The organism is Corallococcus praedator (genome assembly GCF_003612125.1).
GTDB classification, from domain to species: Bacteria; Myxococcota; Myxococcia; order Myxococcales; family Myxococcaceae; genus Corallococcus; species Corallococcus praedator.
The window spans coordinates 1-3,139 of sequence record NZ_RAWI01000645.1; the positions used below are offsets into that span (position 1 = coordinate 1).

Consider the following 3,139-nt stretch of genomic DNA (forward strand, 5'->3'; position numbering starts at 1 on the left):
GGGTTGCCCACCTCTGGGATGGGACCCCGGGGGGTGGCAGGCAACCAGGGATGGCCTGCTCGCGCCGCTGGGTCCTGTTGGCGACATGGGCGACACTGTCGGCAAGACGGACGGAGGAATCGGACCATGGCATTCGCGGAACGCAGGACCGACGGACAGGGCGCGGCACCCCAGCAGCCGCAGTCGAGGACACGTTCCCGGGGACATGCCCTGAAGGGAGGGGGCCCGCGATGAGCCAGACCCGACCGGTGGATCCGCTGGAGTTCCTGGGCCGCAGGCATGTGCGCAGCGTCTGGGAGGTGATGGAAGCGATGAGCATCCTCATGTCACGCCGCAACGAGGGCCTGCCCCTGAACCTGCCCCACGTGACGCTGTACCTGCGCAGCGGCCGTGAGGTGGTGGGCGTCCTGCGGGAGTACGGCGAGTTCCGGCAGGGCCGGGGCGTGCTGATGAACACGTCGGGCGGGTATGGCTCGCGGGAAGAGGGCACGGATGTGACGTTCGTGCCGGACGGGGTCATCGAAGCCATCACGCTGCACGACGCGAGCGTGCTGGCCACGCCCGCCAAGTCGATGCCCGAGTCCTCGCCCATGCACCTGCGGCGGCACCTGCCCGCCATGGCCGACAAGCTGTCCACCGCCCTGGGCACGCCGGTGACGGCGGAGTTCGGTCCGGGCACGGACCTGGACGCGGCCAGCACCGTGCAGGCCCTGGCCTGGCTCATCGAGCGCACGGGCGAGGTCATCAGCGCGCTGACCACGACGCCCGACGTCGGGGAGGTGCTCAAGGAGCACGTGCGCAAGCTGCGGCTCTTCGTGGGTGACAGCGTCCAGGCGAAGCTCACTGACAGCACGCTGGACCTGACCACGTCGCGCTTCCCGGCCGCCTGGCCGCTGGACCGGGAGCTGAAGCTGGCGGTGACGGACGCGCTGCCGTAGGGCGGACGCTGACGGGCGCCGTCCCTTCGAGCACGGCGCCGGGCAGCGGCCCCACAGCCCCCGGCGGGCCCTGCGGGCCTCGACCTCCAGGGCCTCGAATTCGCCGCGCCGGGATGTGCCGGCCGGCGGGACGAACAGCGTGCATGCGTACCCGCGCTCCACGAGCAACGCGTTCACGTCGTGGCCGTCCACGGACACATAGGCAAGCCGCCGTCCGAACCGGTCCGTGCACGCCTCCGCGTCCCGCAGCCTCACCGTACGCCTCTCCACGAGCGAGCGGTTGAACGCCGCCGCTTCCTCGCCGAAGCAGTCGTGGTGGCCGCGCGTCGTCTCCGGCGTGTCGGCGAGCAGGTAGCGGATCCGCTCGCCGTCCTGGAGTACCACCGTGTCCCCGTCGATGACCTGCGTCACCACGCCCGTGGAAGGTCCGCACTCCCCTTCCCCGTCACCGCCGCAGGCCAGGAGGAAGGTAAGCAGCAACAGGCACCCCATGCCTGGCGTCCTCATGGCGCGCACGTCCGGTTCTCGCGGCCCGGGGTACCCCGGTCTCCCGCGCCGTACGTCACCCCCACGGGGGTCGGACAGAAGGCACCGGCCGCATCGTTGCCGGACGCATCCCGCACGCGCGCATCGAGCTGTGAGGACGCACCGGAGGTCGCGGCCTGCGTGAAGGCCACCGAGTCCAGAACAGAGCCCTGCACCGCCAGCTTCAGGACGTGCGCCCCCGCGCCATTGCCCAGGCTGAACCCGAACGTGCTGAGCACTCCAGGCAACCCACCATTGAGCGAGGCGTCATCAGAGCGCGCGAGGACGGCGTATCCTCCCGCCTTCACCGACAGGCACAGCGCGGACTCCAGCGCGGTGCCCCCTGTCTCGCTGGAGAGCATCACCCTGTTGAGGTCCACCTCGCGCAATGCGAGCACCTCCACCCATTCTCCCATCGCGTCCGGGACGGCGGAGGGATCCGCCAGGAACTCGGTGAGCACCAGCGAGCCCGCGGTTGGAACGCGGAGCGCGCGGGACTGCCCCGTCGTCCGGTCGATGCAGCCGGTCTGGGACACCCCCGCGTCCGTCCCGGAGCAGGTGCGGTTGGGTTTGCCCGGTGAGCCCAGGTTGCCCCGGTCTCCGTAGGGCTCCGTGGCCGCGCACCATGCGGTCGGTGCGTCGTTGTTCTTCGCTTCGGCGGTGAGCGGTGCCGACACCTGGGTGGCCACGCCGTCCTGGGCCGGGCCGTACAGCGCACTGTCGATGAGCACGGTTCCTGAGCGCACGGCGACGACACCGCCCGCGTTGCGCAGGTCCACGGAGAACGTGGCCAGGGGCTCAGGAAGCCCGCCGTTCACCTCGTGCTCCTGCCGTCGCGCCAGCAGCGCGGATTCGCCCGCCGCGAGCGACAGGCAACGCTCCGACTCCAGCCGCGTGCCCGACGTGTCCGTTCCCACCGTGAGGCCATTGAGGTCCACGGGCACGGTGGCGCGCACCTCCAGCCACTCGCCCACCACGTCATCTCCGCGCGGGTTGGCCATCACCTCGGTGATGACGAGGTCGCCTGGACGTGGCGCCCGGATGTCCCGGGGAGCGACCGCTCCCGGTGGCAGACACGTCCCTGCATCCACGCTTGGCGTTCCACCATCAGTGGTGCCAGGACACGGCGCGTTCGCGGTGCCCGGGCTGCCACGGACTCCACCCGGCACGGCCTCCGGCGCATCACACCAGCGCGACGGATCATCATTGCCCTCCGCATCCGGCACGAGACGACCGTCGTAGGTGCGGGCCGCTCCCGACTTCAACAGCGCGGAGAGCGCCACCGAATCGAGCACGCGTGTTCCACAGCGCAGGCCCACGAGCCCACCGCTGTTCCCCAGCGCGCCGAGCGCGTCGCCATAGGTCTGATCCACGTGTTCGGGCAGGGGTCCGTCACGCACGTCCCCCATCACGAGGAAGGCCCCCGCATCCACCTGGAGGTTCGTGGTCAGCGTATAGGCCCGCTCCTGCGCCCCCTCCTCCCGGGCGGTGAAGAGCGTCACGCCCAGCAGGTCCACGGTCTCGCGGGTGGGGTTGTGGAGTTCCACATACTCCTTCCCGGTGTCCGCTCCCGCAGGGTCGTTGAGGTACTCGGTGATGACGAGGTCCCCCGGCAGCAAGGCCTCACACGCCGCCGCCTCTTCCTCCCACGCGGGCACCCCGCACGCCCCCAGAAG

At 70.8% G+C, this 3,139-nt stretch carries 2 protein-coding genes and 1 pseudogene; 1 reads left to right on the plus strand and 2 read right to left on the minus strand.

Annotation, left to right across the window (positions count from 1 at the left end; translation table 11 throughout):
• Positions 1 to 230 precede the first annotated feature (230 nt).
• Entirely contained in the window at positions 231 to 938 is a 708-nt protein-coding gene (locus D7Y13_RS48440) for a hypothetical protein (RefSeq protein WP_233596038.1), read from the plus strand.
• Positions 939 to 1,001: 63 nt separating this feature from the next.
• Here the strand turns inward: D7Y13_RS48440 and D7Y13_RS48445 are convergent.
• Positions 1,002 to 1,445: pseudogene (locus D7Y13_RS48445) on the minus strand (thermonuclease family protein); the annotation flags it as partial.
• Complete coding sequence (locus D7Y13_RS40285) at positions 1,442 to 3,136, minus strand: lamin tail domain-containing protein (protein WP_120631012.1); 1,695 nt, start codon at positions 3,134 to 3,136, stop codon at positions 1,442 to 1,444. The pseudogene D7Y13_RS48445 and the gene D7Y13_RS40285, both read right to left, overlap by 4 nt.
• Positions 3,137 to 3,139 lie beyond the last annotated feature (3 nt).